Consider the following 17346-nt stretch of genomic DNA (forward strand, 5'->3'; position numbering starts at 1 on the left):
CCGGCCGGCGACTCGCGTCCGGGCGAGTCGCCAACCGTGCGGCAGCAGCGCGTCACATCCAACTGCGCATCACGGCATCAGCGCACCAGCGCGGCCGCCTCGACCATATTGCGCAGCGACGCCTCCACCTCGGCGCGGCCGCGGGTTTTGAGGCCGCAGTCCGGATTCACCCACAACCGTTCCGCCGGAACGGCTTTCATCGCCTCACGCAGTGAATTCTCGATTTCGGCCACACTCGGAACCCGCGGTGAGTGGATGTCGTAGACACCCGGCCCGATACCGAGCGCGTACCCGGCGGTGGTGAGATCGTCGAGGATCTCCATATGCGAGCGCGCCGCCTCCACCGACGTGACATCGGCGTCGAGTGCCGCGATCGCGCCGATGATCTCGCCGAATTCGGAATAGCACAGATGGGTGTGGATCTGGGTATCGTCGCGAACCCCGGCGGTGGCCAGGCGGAACGCGCCCACCGCCCAGTCCAGGTACGGCTGCTGATCACCGCGGCGCAGCGGCAGCAGCTCGCGCAGCGCGGGCTCGTCGACCTGGACGATACGGATTCCGGCGGCCTCCAGGTCCACCGTCTCGTCGCGAATGGCCAGCGCCACCTGCCGCGCGGTCTCGGCCAGTGGCTGATCGTCGCGCACGAACGACCACGCCAGAATCGTGACCGGACCGGTGAGCATGCCCTTGACCGGCTTGCCGGTCAGCGATTGGGCGTAGGTGATCCACTCGACGGTCATCGGCGCGGTGCGAACGACATCGCCGTAGAGGATCGGCGGGCGCACGCAGCGGGTGCCGTAGGACTGCACCCAGCCGTGGTCGGTGGCGGCGAATCCGTCGAGTTGTTCGGCGAAGTACTGGACCATGTCGTTGCGCTCGGGTTCACCGTGCACGAGGACGTCGAGCCCCAGATTCTCCTGTAGCGCAATCACATCCGCGATCTCGGCGCGCATCCGCTCGCGATACTGCGCGTCGTCGATCGTGCCGGCGCGCAGCTCGGCGCGGGCGGTGCGGATCGCGGTGGTCTGCGGATAGGAGCCGATCGTGGTCGTGGGCAGCAGCGGCAGGCGCAGCTGTGCGCGCTGCAGCTCGCGACGGCGCTGCGCCGGTGCCCGCTGCGCGCGATCGTCGCCGAGGCCGGCGAGCCGGGCCCGCACGGCCGCGTTGTGCAGGCGCGGATCGCGGCGACGGCTCTCGATCGCGGCGCGCGATGCGGCGAGCTCCGCGGCGACCGCGTCGGTGCCGGCACCGACCGCGTGCGCCAATATCCGCACCTCGTCCATCTTCTCGGCGCCGAACGCCAGCCACGATCGCAGCACCGGATCCAGGCCGGACTCCGCGGCCAGCGAATACGGCACATGCAGCAGCGAACTCGAGGTCGAGACCGCCAGCGCGCCGACCGAACCCAGCAGGGTCGCCAGCTCACTCAGCGCCGTTTCCAGGTCCGTGCGCCAGATGTTGCGGCCGTCCACCACTCCGGCGACCACCAGCTTGTCCGCCAGGGCGGGAACCGCCGCGACCTCGGAAACGGTGGTGCCGGAACGGAAGTCCAGCGCCACGCCCTCGACCGGCGTGGCGGCCAGGGCGCTCAGTGCCGGGCCCGGGGAGCCGAAGTACGTGGCCACCAGGATGCTCGGCCGCCGGTCCCCGGCGCTCACTTCGGCGTAGGTGGTGCGCACGGTGGCGAGCTCGGCCTCGGAGAGGTCGCGCACCAGGGCCGGCTCGTCGATCTGGACCCAGGCGGCGCCCGCGTCGGCCAGCCGGTCCAGCAGCTCGCGGTAGAGCGGGATCAGCTCGGCCAGCCGGTCCATCGGCGCGACGCCGTCGACACCCTTGGACAGGGCGAGGAAGGTCACCGGCCCGATCACCACCGGACGTGCCGGGATGCCCAGCTCACGCGCCTCCCGCAGCTCGCCGAGCAGGGCCGAGGGGTCGAGGGCGAACCGGGTGTCCGGGCCGATTTCCGGCACCAGATAGTGGTAGTTGGTGTCGAACCACTTGGTCATCTCCAGCGGTTCGATGCCCTCGGCGCCGCGCGCGGCCGCGAAATAGCGGTCCAGCGGATCGCCGATGCCGGCGACCCGCGGCGGCAGCGCGCCGAGCATGACCGCGGTATCGAGCATCTGGTCGTAGAACGAGAAGGTGCCCACCGGTACCGCGTCGAGTCCGGCGTCCTTTGCCGCCGACCAGCTCTGCGCGCGCAGTTGCCGGGCGACGCGCTCGAGTTCGGCGGCGTCGATCCGTCCGGCCCAGTAGCTTTCGACGGCACGTTTGAGTTCGCGCCGCGGCCCGATGCGCGGCAGGCCCAGAACCGTTGCGGTGAAACGAGTATGCGTTGTGACAGTCACGGTGTTCTCCAAACTGGAAGCCACAGATCACCGCCGCACGACGGACGAAGCCCCGAAAAACGCTGCCGCACCGGGGTATCCGGTGTGCCACGGGTCCGCCCGCCCGATCCACGAGGCGGTGACCGCCGGATACGGCGTACCCGGCACAACCGGCAGGTCTTCGGACTCACAGGCATCGGTCGTGCGGACCGGTCCGGAGAGGGCCCCGGATGTCGCCTACTGGCCGTCGCTTCCCGGAATGGATCCAGTGCTCATGACGGCGGTCGTTCCTGTTCACCGCTGCGGGACAGTCCCGGATTCTCACCGGGTTCCCTCTCGCCGGCCCGCGAGGACCGGTTTCGACGCTGCGCGCGACGCTCGGGGCTCCAACTCGTCGGCGGCAGCGAACCAGCTGCGTTCCCGAGCGTAATCCACCGCGAGCGGCAGGGGAAACGCCGCCCGCCCGGCCGGATATGTTTCCGCTGGAAGAACACAACTTCGCAGACTCGCCGATCCGGTTTGTGAGGATGGCTGCGAAGCCGTATTCACTGTCCGGCCCCGCTCGCCGGGCAGGTACCTTTATCGAATGTTCTCCAAAGTGCTGGTCGCCAACCGCGGGGAAATCGCCATCCGTGCCTTCCGCGCCGCCTACGAACTCGGCATCGGCACCGTAGCGGTTTTTCCCTACGAAGATCGCAATTCGGTGCATCGCCTCAAGGCCGACGAGTCGTACCAGATCGGTGTCCCCGGACATCCGGTGCGCGCCTACCTCTCGATTCCCGAGATCATCAGCGCCGCCAAGTCCGCCGGCGCCGATGCGGTCTACCCCGGCTACGGCTTCCTGTCGGAGAATCCGGACCTCGCCGCGGCCTGTGCGGCCGAGGGCATCACCTTCATCGGCCCCTCGGCCGAGGTGCTCGAACTGACCGGTAACAAGGCGCGGGCCATCGCGGCGGCGAAGGCGGCCGGGCTCCCGGTGCTGAACTCCAGCGCGCCCTCGGCCGATGTCGAGGAGCTGCTGCGGGCATCGGAGGAGATGGACTTCCCGGTGTTCGTGAAGGCGGTCGCCGGCGGTGGCGGTCGCGGTATGCGCCGGGTGGCGGATCGGGTGCAACTGCGCGAGGCCATCGAGGCCGCCATGCGCGAGGCGGAGTCGGCGTTCGGGGACGCAACGGTCTTCCTCGAGCAGGCGGTGATCAACCCGCGGCATATCGAGGTGCAGATCCTGGCCGATCAGCACGGCAACGTCATGCATCTGTTCGAGCGCGACTGTTCGCTGCAGCGGCGGCATCAGAAGGTGATCGAGCTGGCGCCCGCGCCGAATCTGGAACCCGCACTGCGGATGCGTATTTGCGCCGACGCGGTGGCGTTCGCGCGCCGGATCGGGTACTCGTGCGCGGGCACCGTGGAGTTCCTGCTCGACGAGCGCGGCCATCACGTGTTCATCGAGATGAACCCGCGGATCCAGGTCGAGCACACGGTGACCGAGGAGATCACCGATGTGGATCTGGTGCAGTCGCAGTTGCGCATCGCGGCCGGCGAGTCGCTGGCGGATCTGGGGCTGAGTCAGGACAGCGTGTCGATTCACGGTGCCGCGCTGCAGTGCCGGATCACGACCGAGGATCCGGCCAACGGATTCCGTCCCGACACCGGCCGCATCACCGCCTACCGATCGCCCGGCGGCGGTGGCATCCGGCTCGACGGCGGTGCGAATCTCGGCGCCGAGGTCGGCGCCCACTTCGACTCCATGCTGGTCAAGCTGACCTGTCGCGGCCGCGACTTCGGCGCGGCGGTGGCGCGGGCCCGGCGCGCGGTGGCGGAATTCCGCATCCGCGGCGTGGCCACCAACATCCCGTTCCTGCAGGCCGTGCTCGACGATCCGGATTTCCGCGCCGGACGCATCACCACCTCGTTCATCGACGAGCGGCCCGAGCTGCTGACCCAGCGCGGTTCGGCCGACCGCGGCACCCGCATCCTGCGCTATCTGGCCGACGTGACCGTGAACAAGCCGCACGGTGAGCGGCCGACGGCGGTCTACCCGCACGACAAGCTGCCGGCGATCGATCTGAGTGCGCCGCCGCCGGAGGGCACCCGCCAGCGTCTGCTCGAACTGGGACCCGAGGGTTTCGCGCGGTGGTTGCGGGAGCGCGACGCGGTCGGCGTCACCGACACCACGTTCCGCGACGCCCATCAGTCGCTGCTCGCGACGCGGGTGCGCACGCGCGGATTGCTGACCGTCGCCGGGCACGTGGCGCGGATGACCCCGGAACTGCTCTCGGTCGAATGCTGGGGTGGCGCGACCTACGATGTGGCGCTGCGCTTCCTGTACGAGGACCCGTGGGAGCGGCTGGCCGCGCTGCGGGAGGCGATTCCGAACATCTGCCTGCAGATGCTGCTGCGCGGGCGCAACACCGTCGGGTACACGCCGTATCCGGAGCAGGTGACGCGGGCGTTCGTGCGAGAAGCGACCGGTACCGGTATTGATATCTTCCGGATCTTCGACGCACTGAACAATGTGGATCAGATGCGGCCGGCGATCGACGCGGTACGCGAGACCGGCACCGCGCTGGCCGAGGTCGCGATGTCCTACACCGGTGATCTGTCGAATCCGGACGAGAACCTCTACACCCTCGACTACTACCTGAAGCTGGCCGAGCAGATCGTCGAGGCCGGCGCGCACGTGATCGGCATCAAGGACATGGCCGGGCTGCTGCGGGCGCCGGCCGCGCACACGCTGGTGACCGCGCTGCGCAGCAACTTCGATCTGCCGGTGCACGTGCACACCCACGACACTCCGGGCGGGCAGCTCGCCACCTACCTGGCCGCCTGGCAGGCCGGCGCCGACGCCGTGGACGGGGCGAGCGCGCCGATGGCAGGCACCACGAGCCAGCCCGCGCTCTCGGCGATCGTCGCCGCGGCCGCGCATTCGCCCTACGACACCGGGCTGAACCTCGATGCCGTCTGCGACCTCGAGCCGTACTGGGAGGCACTGCGAAAGGTCTACGCGCCCTTCGAGTCCGGGTTGCCGGGGCCGACCGGGCGGGTGTACCACCACGAGATCCCCGGCGGGCAGCTGTCGAATCTGCGGCAACAGGCCATCGCGCTCGGGCTGGGCGACCGGTTCGAAGAGGTCGAGGCCAAATACGCGGCCGCCGACCGGCTGCTGGGCCGGCTGGTGAAGGTCACCCCGTCCTCCAAGGTGGTCGGCGATCTGGCCCTGTCGCTGGTCGGATCGGGCGTGGACGTGGACGATTTCGCCACCGACCCCGCGCGCTACGACATCCCGGACTCGGTCATCGGTTTCCTGCGTGGCGAACTCGGCACCCCGGCGGGCGGCTGGCCCGAACCCTTCCGCAGCCGCGCCCTCGAAGGTCGCGGCCCGGCGAAGCCGGAAGTGCCGCTGACCGCGGAAGACGCCGCGGCACTGGACGGTTCGTCACAGCAGCGCCGAGAGACGTTGAACCGATTGCTGTTTCCCGCTCCGACCGCGGAATTCCTGGCGCATCGGGAGAAGTACGGCGACACCACCGGATTGTCGGCGAACCAGTTCTTCTACGGTCTGCGCCACGGTGAGGAACACCGCGTCGAACTGGAGAAGGGCGTCACCCTGCTCATCGGCCTCGAGGCGATCTCGGAGCCGGACGAGCGCGGCATGCGCACGGTGATGTGCATTCTCAACGGGCAGCTGCGTCCGGTGCAGGTGCGCGACCGCTCGATCGCCAGCGAGGTTCCGGTGGCGGAGAAGGCCGACAAGAACAACGCCGGCCACATCGCCGCACCCTTCGCCGGTGTCGTCACCCTGACCGTCGGCGAGGGCGATACGGTCGCCGCCGGTGACACGGTCGGCACCATCGAGGCCATGAAGATGGAGGCCGCCATCACCGCACCCCGCGCCGGAGTCGTCGCCCGGGTGGCGATCGGCACGGTGCAGCAGGTGGAAGGCGGCGACCTGCTGGTGGAACTGCGCATGAACGAGACATCGGCCGAATGACGATGCCGGTCATCCACATTCGTGCGCGGGGCGAGGGCCGGCCGTGATCGGTCACGGACCGGCTCGCGCATGCGCTCGGCTTGCCGTGGCGGGGGGATCGCGGTGACCCGGATCGTCGCGGGCACGGCCGGTGGTCGGCGACTGCGGGTTCCGCCCGCGGGGACCAGGCCGACCTCGGACCGGGTGCGGGAAGCGCTGTTCAACGCGCTTTCCGCGCGCATGGATTTCGACGGCATCCGGGTGCTCGACCTCTATGCCGGGTCCGGCGCCCTCGGTCTGGAGGCGCTGTCGCGCGGTGCGTCCCATGCGCTGCTGATCGAATCCGATCGCAAGGCGGCCGCGGTGATTCGCGGCAATATCACGGATCTGGATGTGCCCGGCGCCGAATTGCGCCTGGGCACAGTCGCTTCCGTGCTGGCGACAGCACCCGCCGAACCGTACGACCTGGTGCTGTCCGACCCGCCCTACGCGGTCGCCGACGCCGCTGTCGAGGCCGACCTGCGGGCGTTGTCGGCCAACGGCTGGTTGTGCGGGGACGCGCTGATCGTCGTCGAGCGGTCGGCGCGATCACCGGAAACGGCATGGCCCGCAGGCTATTCGGCGTTGAAGTCGCGCCGATACGGCGAAACTCGCGTCGATCTGGCGGAATACCACGGATAATCCCGGCCTCGGGCTCGGTCGACGGTCGTTCCGCCGGCAAGGCCTGCCGCCGCGGTGGCTCCCGCCGCCACGGCGACCGACTCAGCCGCGGCGTTCGGCGATGCGGGCGAGCAGGCGTTTGTGCACGGCCGGCGGCAACATGCCGGTGACGTCGCCGCCGAAGGTCGCCACCTCCTTGACCAGGGAGCTGGACAGGAAGCTCAGCGCCGGGTTGGTGGCCAGGAAGTAGGTGTCGACGCCCGAGAGGTGCTTGTTCATCTGGGCCATCTGCATCTCGTATCCGAGATCGGTGGCATCGCGCAGACCCTTGACCATGGCGGTGATGCCCTGTTCGCGAGCGAAATCGACCAGCAGCCCGTACCAGGATTCGATCCGTACGTTGGGCAGATCGGCGGTCGCCTCGCGCAACATCTCGATCCGCTCGTCGACGCTGAACATGCCCTGCTTGCTCTTGTTGATCATCACGGTCACGACGACCTCGTCGAACTGCGCAGCCGCGCGCGAGATGACGTCGATATGCCCGTTGGTCACCGGATCGAAGGACCCGGGACACAGTGCTCCAGCCATGCAGCGACGCTAACAGGTCGGGGCGGGCCGAGCCGATCGTGGTCGTCACAGCGCACGCAGCCGCAGTGGCGTCGGCGGCGGGAGGGGCGCGGGGCGGATGTAACCGCGGGGGCGCTGCTCGCGGGACCGGCTCAGCGCAGCGTGCACGCGTTCCGCGGTGCCTCCCGTACTCAAACCGCGCCAGGTGGTGCGGACCGGCTGAAATCCGTAGCGCCGCAACACCGCATCCGGCGGGCGGCGCGACAGACTGCCATGCGCCCCCGCTCTGCTCGGGCGGTGCCCATCGACCTCGAGCACCACCCCGGTTCGGCCGAGATACAGGTCGGCCGTCCCCAGCACTCTCCCGTCCTCGGCATGGATCACCCCACCCGCGGACGCCGGCGGGAAGCCGAGCAGCCGCAGCAACACCCGGATCCGGGAGTGGTCGACTCCGGCGCTGCGCGGATCGAGGAAACCGACCACGTGCCGGGCGCCGTCGACGCCGCGCCGGCCCCGGGCGCAGGCCATTTCGCGCGCCAATGCCAATGCGGTGATGCCGAATTCGCGAGCGAGGGCATCGCCGACGACGACCGCCGATTCGAACGGAAGGGTGCGAGCCAGATCGACGACCGTGCGGGCGGGACTGGTGACCAGCAGCCCGTGCCGTTCGGCCACCACGGCGACGGGCGCGCAATGCACCTGCAGATTCGGTTTGATGCGCCCGCCGTGGCGTCGATTGCGTGTCACGTGCACGCGGTCCAGCAGTGCTGGCGACATCGGCGCACCCAGCACGACCGCCGCCGATTGGTGGCTCACCACGGCATCGGCCGCCATCTCCGGCAGCAGTGCGGCCACCGCCAGCCGGTGCCGTGCCACGCCGTCCAATTCCGCGAGGAGCGAGGCCTCGGCGTACGCCCCGCGCCGCACCCGCCGCCAGCTCCCGATCGCGCACCGCCGCCGGATCTCGTCGTCGCCGACCCCCGCCGAGACCGCGTCTCGGCGCCGGTGCAGTCCGGCGACCCCGCCCTGGACCGTTGACCGGCTTGCGCGGCACAAGGTTTCGGCACGCGTGTCGCGGTGCGTCATTGCGGGTCCTGGTACGGCCGGGTGCGGCGCGGGCGAGGGAGAAGAGGACAGGGGACCGGTACCCGCGGGCGCGGGGAGGTGGCCGAGCGCAGACCGGCCCGCCAGATGATGGGGCTTCCCGGACAGTGGTTCTCCGAACGGTGGTGCATTGCCGAACCTCCCACGATGAGAACTCGCAACGACGTTTGCTGAGTTAGGACGTGGGGTACGGAGACTCGGTTCCTTGCACAGATGACCAGGTTGCAGCCGCACCCCGTCCAGGAAGGCCCGGCGATCGGAACACCGCGATCAGAACAGTCAGAACACCCAGAGCCGCAGCGTGAGGAAGCGCAGGGTGCCGACTCCGGCGGTGATGCCGATGACGGCGATCGCCTCGGCGACGTCGTCGAGGCCGGGCGCCGCGATGTCGAGCACCGCCAGCGCCCCCGAGGTGATGGCGAGTCCGGCCAGCGCCAGTCCACCGCCCTCGAGTTGGGCCGCGAGCCAGCCGACCCGGTCGGCGGCGTGGAAGGTGAGGCGGCGGTGCAGTTCGTTGGCGAGTGCCGTGCTGACGATGGATCCGGTCAGGTTGGCCAGCTGCGGCCCGCCGCTGTAGCAGGCCAAGAAGAGCAGGAAGTAGCCGATATTGCTGAAACCGCCGACCAGCGCGAACCGGACGAGTTGCGACAGCCAGTGGTCCCCGCGCAGATAGTCGGCGAAGCGCGAGGCGAGGCGGCCGGCAACGGGCGGGGACTGCTGGGGCTCCGGCGTCTCGGTCGGCAGTTCGCTGCGCACGATGGATACGCCCGGATCGGGCTGTGGGTTCACCCACATACCCGGAGGTGCCGGATAAAGGACAACCATTGTCGTTCCGATCGCACAGTGCCGGACGCCGAGGGTGACGGGTTCCGGCTGGTCTACCGCTCAGTAGAAAAAGATAGCACCAAGCGGAGAGATTTCCTCCACTTGATTTGTGTGGGATAGGAAACACCATCCGACACACCGAAGGTGATCTGGGCAGACACGCGGGATGCGGGCACACTGGGCCGAGAGCAGTAGTTCGGCACGAGAGTGGGGTCAGCAGGATGTATCGCGTATTCGAGGCACTCGACGAACTGGTCGCGATCGTCGAAGAGGCGCGGGGTATCCCGCCGACTCGCAATTGCATCGTGCCTCGCGGTGATGTGCTGGAACTGCTCGACGACGTGCGTGAGGCGCTGCCCGGCGAACTCGACGACGCCCAGGACGTGCTCGACCACCGCGACAAGATCGTCTCCGATGCCCGCAATACCGCCGACGCCACGGTGACCGGCGCGAACGACCAGGCCGAACAGACCGTCGCCGGCGCCCGCGAGGAGGCCGACCGGCTGCTGGCCGACGCCAAGGCCCACGCCGACCGGATGGTCGCCGAGGCCCGCGCGCATGCCGATCACCTGGTCGCGACCGCGCAGGCCGAGGCCGATCGCATCGTGACCGACGGCAAGGCCGAGTACGAGGCGCTCACCGGCCGCGCCCGCACCGAATCGGAGCGGATGATCGCGGCGGGCCAGGCCTCCTACGACCGATCGGTGGCCGAGGGGCAGGCCGAACAGGAGCGCCTGGTCTCGCAGACCGAGGTGGTGCGGGCCGCGCACGCCGAATCCGCGCGCCTGATCGACGCCGCGCAGACCGAGGCCGACCGGCTGCGCGAGGAATGCGATCACTATGTCGATTCCCAGCTCGCCGATTTCGAGGAGACGCTGCACTCGACGCTGCGGACGGTGGGCCGTGGTCGCCAGCAATTGCGTTCGGGGACCGGCATTCCGGACTACGCCGCCGACTTCCGGCGCTGATCTGCCCGCGCTCGTTCCGGGATTTGGGGGGATCGGCGCAGTTCGCGTACTGTGGAGTGGTTGCCCAAACCCCCTCGAAACGTGAGTGAGTGTCCGATGTCCGCCCAGTCCGGTCCCGGTTCGCGTCGTCGTCAGACCGACGCGGATTTCGTGCTGGACACCCGCAGTCTGGGGCGCGCCCCGGGCTCGATCCGGCGGGTGCATCGGGTCGTCACCGCCCCCGAGAAGATCGGCTTGGACCTGATCGCGATCCCGGCCGGTGCCGAGATCGACCTCGATCTGACCCTGCAGGCGGTCTCGGAGGGCGTGCTGGTCACCGGTTCGGTGTCGGCGCCCATCGAGGGGGAGTGCTCGCGCTGCCTGGAGTCGTTCACCGACGATCTGGAACTCGAGATCACCGAACTGTTCGCCTATCCGGACAGCGCGACCGAGCAGACCACCGAGGAAGACGAGATCTACCGGCTCGTCGACGACATGATCGACATCGAGCCGGTGGTCACCGACGCCGTCGGTCTGGAATTGCCGCTGCAGCCGCTGTGCGAACCCGATTGCGCCGGGCTGTGCCCGGAATGCGGTGTCCGGATGGCGATTGCGGGTCCGGATCACACGCATGAGATACTGGACCCTCGCTGGGCGGGGCTTGCGAAATTCGCGAGCGAAACCCCCAGCTCCGGCGTCTCCGACGCCCCATCAGACGTAGACCGATCTCTTGCCGACCGCCATGGTTCGGCAAGTTCGACGACAGAGGAGAAGTAGTCGTGGCCGTTCCGAAGCGCCGGATGTCTCGTGCCAACACCCACTCGCGGCGCAGCCAGTGGAAGGCCACCGCGCCGACCCTGATCACCTGCCCGAACCGGGCGTGCGGTCAGAAGACCCTCCCGCACATCGCGTGCCCGAACTGCGGTACCTACAAGGGCCGCCAGGTCACCTCGGCCATCTGATCTGCCGATCGGGTAGCCGCGAAGTGACCGCCGGTAAGGACGAAGCGGACGCACCCGCAGCGGGCGATGCCGCTGACCACGCCAGCCTTCTGGAAGCGCTCGGCGTGGAGGTGCGTCCGGACCTGCTCCGGCTGGCGCTCACCCACCGTTCCTACGCCTACGAGAACGGTGGGCTGCCGACCAACGAACGCCTGGAATTCCTGGGCGATTCGGTTCTCGGTCTGAGCATCACCGAGCGCCTGTACCTCGAGCATCCGGAGAAATCCGAAGGCGAGCTCGCCAAACTGCGCGCCAGTGTGGTGAACATGCATGCCCTGGCCGAGGTCGCGCGCGGCCTGGGTGAGGGCGGCCTCGGCCGTCATCTGCTGCTCGGTAAGGGCGAGGAACTCACCGGCGGCCGGGACAAGGCGAGCATTCTCGCCGATGGGATGGAGTCGCTGCTGGGTGCGGTCCATCTGCAACACGGCATCGAGGTCGCGCGCGGAGTCGTGCTGCGGCTGTTCGCCGAACTGCTCGAACGCGGTCCCCGGATGGGCGCCGGCCTGGACTGGAAGACCAGTCTGCAGGAGCTCACCGCGGAACGCGGCATCGGCGTGCCCAGCTACGAGATCACCTCGACCGGTCCCGACCACGACAAGGAATTCACCGCCACCGCGGTGATCGGTGGCCAGGCCTACGGGCAGGGCGTCGGCCGGTCGAAGAAGGAAGCCGAGCAGAAGGCCGCGGGCGCTGCGTGGCAGGCGCTCACCGCGGACGGTTCCGCCGAAGCCGGTGACTGATGCCCGAACTGCCCGAGGTCGAGGTGGTCCGGCGCGGACTCGAGGAGCACGTCGTCGGCCACGTCGTGGAATCGGTCCTGGTCAAACATCCGCGGTCGGTGCGCCGCCACGAACTCGGCGGTGACGATCTGGCCGGCCGGATGGCGGGCCTGCGGATCGAATCCGCCCGCCGCCGCGGCAAATTCCTGTGGCTGACCTTCGACGATCCCGATGCCGCACTCGTCGTCCACCTGGGTATGAGCGGGCAGATGCTCGTACAGTCCGCGCAGGCGCCGCTGGAGAAGCACGCGCATATCGTCGCCGGACTCGACAACGGCACCCAGCTGCGCTTCATCGATCAGCGCACCTTCGGTGGCTGGGCGCTGAACCGGCTCATCGCTCTCGACGGTGAGGAACTGCCGGAATCGGTCGCCCACATCGCGCGCGATCCGCTCGACCCGCGTTTCGACACCGAGGCCGTGGTCGCGCGGATGCGGACCAAATCCTCCGAGATCAAGCGGGTGCTGCTGGATCAGACGGTGGTCTCGGGCATCGGCAACATCTACGCCGACGAGGCGTTGTGGCGAGCCCGCATCCACGGCGAACGCCCCGCCGCGGCGCTCACCCGGCCCGCGCTGCGGCGGCTGCTGAGCGAGGTGCAGGCGGTGATGGGTGCGGCCCTCGACGCCGGCGGCACCTCCTTCGACGCGCTGTATGTCAACGTCAACGGCAATTCCGGATACTTCGAGCGGTCGCTGGCCGCCTACGGCCGCGAGGACGAACCGTGCCGTCGCTGCGGCGCGCCGATCCGCCGCGAGAAGTTCATGAACCGCTCGTCCTACTCCTGTCCGCGCTGCCAGCCGAAGCCCCGGCGATAGCGGCGAGCACGCGCTAAATTTGCGGTGTGTCCGATAAAGCCACTTCGTACGAAGGGAGAGCGGATGCGCAAGCTCACCTACTTCGTGGCCTCGACCATCGACGGGTATATCGCCACCTCGGACGGATCGGTCGACTTCTTCCCGGTCGGCGGTGACCACGGCCCCGCCATCACCGCGCAGTATCCGGAGACGTTACCGACCAAGATCCGGGAATCGCTCGGGATCGACAGTCCGGGCGAAAGTTTCGACACCGTGATCATGGGTCGCAAGACCCACGATTTCGGGGTGCGGACCGGCACGTCGAGCCCGTATTCACATCTCCGGCAGTTCGTCGTGTCGACCACCCTGCCCGGCGATCCGGATCCGGACGTCGAGCTGATCTCCTCCGACCCGCTGGGGCGCGTGCGCGGGCTCAAGCAGGAGAAGGGCTCGGGTATCTGGTTGTGCGGCGGCGGTGAACTGGCACAGGCGCTGCTGCCGGAAATCGACCAGATCTTCCTCAAGTTGTATCCGATCGTGCTGGGGCACGGCCGGCCGCTGTTCGGCGCGGGACCGCGGCTGCCCGAGCCGGCGCTGTTCCGGGTGCTCACCGGCCGGGTGTTCGAGGACGGAGTGTCGTTCATCAAATACAGCCGGTTGCCCTAGTGGGCGGCCAGGTTCCGGATCCGGTGGCCGCGCTGCGCGAGATCGCGTTCTGGATGGAACGCGATCTCGCGCAGACCCATCGCGTCAAGGCCTACCGGCGGGCGGCCGATGTGGTGGCCGACCTCTCGGACGCCGATTTCGAGCGTTACCGCGAATCCGGTGCCTGGCAGGAACTTTCGGGCATCGGCCCGAAGACCGCGGCGGTGATCGAACAGGCGTCCGCCGGCGCCGTACCGCAGCGACTGACCGAATTGCGTTCCGCCGCAAAGCCGATCGCACCCGCCGGTGGCGAGGTCCGCGCGTTGCTGCGGGGCGATCTGCACACCCACTCCGACTGGTCCGACGGCGGCAGCCCGATCGAGGAGATGATGCGCACCGCGCAGGCGCTGGGCCACCAATACTGTGCGCTGACCGATCATTCGCCGCGTTTGAAAGTCGCCAACGGACTCTCCGCGGAGCGGTTGCGCCGCCAGCTGGACGTGGTCGCCGAACTCAACGAGCGGCTCGCGCCGTTTCGCATTCTCACCGGTATCGAAGTCGACATCCTCGACGACGGCACCCTCGACCAGCAGGCCGAGCTGCTCGCTCGCCTGGATGTCGTTGTGGCCAGCGTGCATTCGAACCTGCGCGCCGACTCGGCGACCATGACCAAACGCATGGTGTACGCGGTGGCGAATCCGAACGTCGACATCCTCGGCCACTGCACCGGGCGATTGGTCGCCGGTAATCGCGGCATCCGGCCGGAATCGTCGTTCGACGCCGAACTCGTCTTCGAGGCTTGCCGCCGTTACGGGACGGCCGTGGAAATCAACAGCCGTCCCGAACGGCTCGATCCACCGAGCCGGCTGTTGCGCCTGGCCGTGGAGATGGGCTGCTACTTCAGCATCGATACCGATGCGCACGCCCCCGGCCAGCTGGATTGGCAGGGCTACGGCTGTGAACGCGCCGCGGCGAACGAGGTCCCGGCCGATCGCATCATCAACAGCCTGCCGTTGGATGAACTCCTGGCGTTCACCGCGCGGTGACCCCTCGCGGCGAACCGGGCCCGCTCAGAGGATCGCGAATGCGACGACCATGCCGATCGCCAGATGCGCGGCGGCCACCAGCAGCGACTGAATCTGGTAGCTGGACGATTTCAGCAGATCGCCGATGTGCAGGCCGACCAGCCATTCGAGCAGCCGGATGGAGACCACCTGCGCGATGATGCCCACCAGCCCGTAGATGCCGGTGGCGATCAGGCCCTCGACGAGCCGGCCGCCGGAGGAGTAGATCGCCAGCACCACGATCAACGCCATACTCACCATGCCCGCGGAGGCGATGACGACCGCGTTCGGATTACCGGCGGCGACCATCTTGCGCAGCGGTCCGGGCGTGGAACTGTCGATGGCCTGGAATCCGATCAGCATCAGGGCCAGACCCAGCACCGCGTACAGCGCGATCGCGCCGACGCCGTGCCCGACGGAGCTCCAATACCCTGATTCGAGCGCGAGGGTGGACGACACAGATTCCTCCGGTGATGTTGATCGAGTCGCTGAATGCTACTTGGTCGGAATGCGATGCGGAACGAAGGTGGAGCCGTCGTCGGTGATCAGGCCGGGGGATTCGCGGATGCCGAGACCGGCCGAGGTGTCGCCGACGATCCAGGCGCCCAGGACCGGCCGCAGGCCGTCGAAATCCGGTAGCGGATCGAGAAGTTGGTAGACGAACCCCTCCTCGCCGTACACGCCGCCGGTCGAGGTCTCCATCCCGGCGCCGACGATGGTCATATTGGCGCCCTCGCGGCCCAGCTTCGGTTTGCGGATGTACTCGGTGAGCTCGTGCGGGTCGTCGAGATAGGCCGGCAGCAGATTCGGATGCCCGGGATACATCTCCCACAGCACCGCCAGCAGCGCCTTGTTGGACAGCAGCGTCTTCCAGAGGGGTTCGACCCAGGCGGTCTCGGGGATGGAGTCCACCACGCGCTTGCCGAAATCGTCGTCGAGCGCCCACTCCCACGGATACAGCTTGAAGATCGAACCGATCGGCGCCTCGGCCAGATCGACGAAACGCTCCAGCTCGGTATCGAATCCGATCTCCTCGATCGGCAGTGCGATGGTGTCGAAACCGGCCTCGGCGGCGGTCTCCTGCATATACGCGGTGGTCACGTTGTCCTCGCCGGAGGCGTCGGCCGAGGACCAGGTGAAGTGCAGCTGATTGGTGGGCAGCTGGTCGAGCAGCTCGCCCCAGCGCTCGACCAGGCGCTCGTGCAGCGAATTCCACTGGTCGTCGTCGGGGTAGACGTCGGTGAGCCAGTGCCACTGCACGATGGCCGCTTCCAGCAGCGAGGTCGGCGTATCGGCGTTGTACTCCAGCAGTTTCGCCGGACCGCGGCCGTCGTAGCGCAGATCGAAACGCCCGTAGACGTAGGGGTCGCTGCGATGCCACGACTTCTTGATCGGCTCCCAACTCCATTCGGGCAGGCCGAAATCGGCGAAGCGCTCGGTGAGCACGATCTGCTCGACCGCGTGCAGGCACATCGAGTGCAGCACCTCGACCTGGGCCTCGAGCGCGAGGATCTCGTCGAGATCGAATTCGTAGTGCACCGATTCGTCCCAGTACGGGCGCGACTGTCCGTTCGCGTCGCGGCCGGGCGAGCCGAATACCAGCCCTTGATCGGCGATGATCTTCTGCCAGCCGGTACGTTGCCGGTTGCGCATCCGACGCATCTAGGAGCCTCCACTGGTGGAACCGGATTTACTGCCGAGACCGCCTCGTACGACGGTCCCGCTCTTGGTGCTCACGGTGGCCTTCTTCGGCGCGACCGTGCTGCCGCCGACGGGCGCGCGCCCGACGGTGTTGTTGCCGCCGTAGTAGTAGCGGTACTGGTGGCCGTTGTAGAGGAAGATGCCCGGTCCCAGGCCGCCACCGCCGTAATAGCCGCCGGTACTCGCGTAGGACTGGGCGCGCACACAGTCGTCGTCGGGTACGACCTGCTGTTGCCCGTTGTCGTCGGTGATGCAGTAGGCGGTCACGTTCGCGGGCCGGTGTGCGGCCTGGTAGGCGAGATATCCGGTGCCGACCACCGCGGCGATGCCGGCCACCGCCACGCCGCCGATGAGCAGCCGTTTGCGCTTGCGCCGCTTGGTTTCCGCGGCCTCCGCCGCGGCCCGCTCCGCCTCTTCGGCGCGTTTGCGGGCCTTGTCGCGCGCCCGCGCCTCGGCCACCGTCGGCGGGCGGGGCTGGGTGACGCCGGCCTCCTGCCGCTGCATACTTCCGCGCAGGCGCCGGGGCCTGTCGGATTCGCCTGCGGCGCCAGAATTTTCACCCTCGGGATCGGCCGGCCCACCGGCGTCGGCGCCGAAAGCGTTGTCCGACAGCGGGTTCGGCGCACCGGGGGTGGCCAGGCCGGGAATCGTCGAGGCCGGGTCGGGGAAGCCGGGCAGGATGGGCGTGCCGGGGAGAGTCGGCGCGGTCCGCGGATTCGGGAGGGTGGGGTCCGGTTCGCCCAGGCGTCTCGTCGGTTCCGCCTCGGATGCGCCGGTTTCGCGCTCGCCTTCGGGCTGCGCGCCGAAACGCACCGTCGGATCCGAGGCGCCGATTCCCTTCGACTCGCCGGATTCCGTGCCGCCCCCGGTGCTGTCTTCTCCCGCGGACGGGGTGTCGCGGGGGCCGTGCGAATCCCGATCCCCGGATCCGCCGCCCGGCTCATGTGTTGCCAACGATC

Annotated in this window: 16 protein-coding genes and 1 riboswitch; of the genes, 9 read left to right on the plus strand and 7 right to left on the minus strand. The window is 68.7% G+C overall.

From position 1 onward, the window contains the following. Positions 1-77 precede the first annotated feature (77 nt). Positions 78-2348: a 5-methyltetrahydropteroyltriglutamate--homocysteine S-methyltransferase gene (gene metE / locus A5789_RS34460; RefSeq protein WP_064904005.1), complete on the minus strand. Its 2271-nt coding sequence runs from the start codon at positions 2346-2348 to the stop codon at positions 78-80. Between the two features lie 133 nt (positions 2349-2481). Further along, a riboswitch (cobalamin riboswitch) is annotated at positions 2482-2700 on the minus strand. 213 nt (positions 2701-2913) lie between these two features. Here metE and A5789_RS34465 point away from each other — a divergent pair. Beyond that, positions 2914-6318: a pyruvate carboxylase gene (locus A5789_RS34465; protein WP_064922721.1), complete on the plus strand. Its 3405-nt coding sequence runs from the start codon at positions 2914-2916 to the stop codon at positions 6316-6318. Between the two features lie 102 nt (positions 6319-6420). Continuing rightward, entirely contained in the window at positions 6421-6978 is a 558-nt protein-coding gene (gene rsmD, locus A5789_RS34470) for a 16S rRNA (guanine(966)-N(2))-methyltransferase RsmD (protein WP_064903906.1), read from the plus strand. 81 nt (positions 6979-7059) lie between these two features. Here the strand turns inward: rsmD and coaD are convergent, their stop codons facing one another. The 3 genes from coaD to A5789_RS34485 form a co-directional block, all read right to left on the minus strand. Continuing rightward, complete coding sequence (coaD, locus tag A5789_RS34475; protein WP_030513019.1) at positions 7060-7545, minus strand: pantetheine-phosphate adenylyltransferase; 486 nt, start codon at positions 7543-7545, stop codon at positions 7060-7062. Between the two features lie 45 nt (positions 7546-7590). Then, positions 7591-8610 (minus strand): hypothetical protein, encoded by a 1020-nt coding sequence (locus A5789_RS34480; RefSeq protein ID WP_156747623.1) that lies wholly within the window; start codon positions 8608-8610, stop codon positions 7591-7593. Between the two features lie 297 nt (positions 8611-8907). Continuing rightward, positions 8908-9423: a GtrA family protein gene (locus A5789_RS34485; RefSeq protein WP_082941159.1), complete on the minus strand. Its 516-nt coding sequence runs from the start codon at positions 9421-9423 to the stop codon at positions 8908-8910. A gap of 251 nt (positions 9424-9674) precedes the next feature. Between A5789_RS34485 and A5789_RS34490 the strand changes: the two genes are divergently transcribed. The 7 genes from A5789_RS34490 to A5789_RS34520 all read left to right on the plus strand — a co-directional run bounded on the left by A5789_RS34490 (position 9675) and on the right by A5789_RS34520 (position 14668). Continuing rightward, positions 9675-10421, plus strand: a complete 747-nt coding sequence (locus A5789_RS34490) for a DivIVA domain-containing protein (protein ID WP_063018054.1) — start codon at positions 9675-9677, stop codon at positions 10419-10421. Positions 10422-10517: 96 nt separating this feature from the next. Next, positions 10518-11177: a DUF177 domain-containing protein gene (locus A5789_RS34495; protein WP_063018052.1), complete on the plus strand. Its 660-nt coding sequence runs from the start codon at positions 10518-10520 to the stop codon at positions 11175-11177. Between the two features lie 2 nt (positions 11178-11179). Then, complete coding sequence (gene rpmF, locus A5789_RS34500) at positions 11180-11362, plus strand: 50S ribosomal protein L32 (protein WP_030513024.1); 183 nt, start codon at positions 11180-11182, stop codon at positions 11360-11362. Between the two features lie 23 nt (positions 11363-11385). Then, positions 11386-12141: a ribonuclease III gene (gene rnc, locus A5789_RS34505; RefSeq protein ID WP_063029135.1), complete on the plus strand. Its 756-nt coding sequence runs from the start codon at positions 11386-11388 to the stop codon at positions 12139-12141. Next, positions 12141-12998, plus strand: coding sequence for a bifunctional DNA-formamidopyrimidine glycosylase/DNA-(apurinic or apyrimidinic site) lyase (mutM, locus tag A5789_RS34510; RefSeq protein ID WP_030513026.1), 858 nt, complete (start codon positions 12141-12143; stop codon positions 12996-12998). Before rnc ends, mutM begins: the two co-directional genes overlap by 1 nt. 63 nt (positions 12999-13061) lie before the next feature. Continuing rightward, entirely contained in the window at positions 13062-13643 is a 582-nt protein-coding gene (locus A5789_RS34515; protein WP_030513027.1) for a dihydrofolate reductase family protein, read from the plus strand. After that, positions 13643-14668 carry a PHP domain-containing protein gene (locus A5789_RS34520; RefSeq protein ID WP_082941160.1) on the plus strand — a complete coding sequence of 342 codons (1026 nt, stop codon included), beginning with the start codon at positions 13643-13645 and terminating at the stop codon, positions 14666-14668. Before A5789_RS34515 ends, A5789_RS34520 begins: the two co-directional genes overlap by 1 nt. A gap of 24 nt (positions 14669-14692) precedes the next feature. Here A5789_RS34520 and A5789_RS34525 read toward each other — a convergent pair whose 3' ends face one another. The 3 genes from A5789_RS34525 to A5789_RS38190 are packed head-to-tail and all read right to left on the minus strand — an operon-like array spanning position 14693 to position 17341. Then, positions 14693-15145, minus strand: a complete 453-nt coding sequence (locus tag A5789_RS34525; RefSeq protein WP_063018046.1) for a DUF350 domain-containing protein — start codon at positions 15143-15145, stop codon at positions 14693-14695. Positions 15146-15181: 36 nt separating this feature from the next. Then, positions 15182-16348, minus strand: a complete 1167-nt coding sequence (locus A5789_RS34530; RefSeq protein WP_063018044.1) for a glutathionylspermidine synthase family protein — start codon at positions 16346-16348, stop codon at positions 15182-15184. Continuing rightward, positions 16349-17341, minus strand: coding sequence for a hypothetical protein (locus A5789_RS38190; RefSeq protein WP_227462701.1), 993 nt, complete (start codon positions 17339-17341; stop codon positions 16349-16351). Positions 17342-17346: the final 5 nt, after the last annotated feature.

The organism is Nocardia sp. 852002-51101_SCH5132738 (assembly GCF_001665695.1).
Classification (GTDB): Bacteria; Actinomycetota; Actinomycetes; order Mycobacteriales; family Mycobacteriaceae; genus Nocardia; species Nocardia nova.

Bases quoted from the DNA above. Each gene is read 5' to 3' on its own strand.
- mutM (WP_030513026.1), top strand. From the start codon at position 12,141: ATGCCCGAACTGCCCGAGGTCGAGGTGGTCCGGCGCGGACTCGAGGAG.
- A5789_RS34495 (WP_063018052.1), top strand. From the start codon at position 10,518: ATGTCCGCCCAGTCCGGTCCCGGTTCGCGTCGTCGTCAGACCGACGCG.
- A5789_RS34480 (WP_156747623.1), bottom strand. From the start codon at position 8,610: ATGACGCACCGCGACACGCGTGCCGAAACCTTGTGCCGCGCAAGCCGG.
- A5789_RS34515 (WP_030513027.1), top strand. From the start codon at position 13,062: ATGCGCAAGCTCACCTACTTCGTGGCCTCGACCATCGACGGGTATATC.
- A5789_RS34490 (WP_063018054.1), top strand. From the start codon at position 9,675: ATGTATCGCGTATTCGAGGCACTCGACGAACTGGTCGCGATCGTCGAA.
- coaD (WP_030513019.1), bottom strand. From the start codon at position 7,545: ATGGCTGGAGCACTGTGTCCCGGGTCCTTCGATCCGGTGACCAACGGG.
- A5789_RS34465 (WP_064922721.1), top strand. From the start codon at position 2,914: ATGTTCTCCAAAGTGCTGGTCGCCAACCGCGGGGAAATCGCCATCCGT.
- A5789_RS34530 (WP_063018044.1), bottom strand. From the start codon at position 16,348: ATGCGTCGGATGCGCAACCGGCAACGTACCGGCTGGCAGAAGATCATC.
- A5789_RS34485 (WP_082941159.1), bottom strand. From the start codon at position 9,423: ATGTGGGTGAACCCACAGCCCGATCCGGGCGTATCCATCGTGCGCAGC.